The organism is uncultured Polaribacter sp. (assembly GCF_947495205.1).
Lineage (GTDB): Bacteria > Bacteroidota > Bacteroidia > Flavobacteriales > Flavobacteriaceae > Polaribacter.
This window is the reverse complement of sequence record NZ_CANLXV010000048.1, coordinates 1-353: the sequence shown is the minus strand read 5'-3', so window position 1 is coordinate 353 and position 353 is coordinate 1. Positions and strand designations below refer to the sequence as shown.

The 353-nt window shown below is 41.4% G+C and carries 1 protein-coding gene; it reads left to right on the top strand.

Annotation, left to right across the window (positions count from 1 at the left end; all coding sequences use genetic code 11):
- On the top strand, positions 1–353 hold a 353-nt coding region (locus Q0762_RS13945), incomplete at both ends, for a hypothetical protein (RefSeq protein ID WP_298767748.1).

The following is a 353-nucleotide window of genomic DNA, read 5'->3' as shown; positions in this document are numbered from 1 at the left end:
CCAGCAATGGACAGTACAGAGCCAGTAAACTTTACCTATACCGTAGTTGACGAAGATAACTTACCAGATACAGGAAACGTAGCCATTACTTTTATACAGTTACCACCAGTAGCCGATGATGAAGCTTTAACAGCTCAAACTAATAATGGTAGTGCCATTCCGGTTAGCGTGTTACCTGCTAGTAATGATCCAGATGGAGACAATGCGAATTTAGCAATCACAGAGATTCTTGATGCAGATGGTACAGTATTTCCAATAGCAACAGGATCTACAGTAACGTTAAGTGATGGTACTATGGTTACTTTACAAGCAAACGGTGTTTTAGATGTAGTTCCAGCGCCAGCTAGCACAGA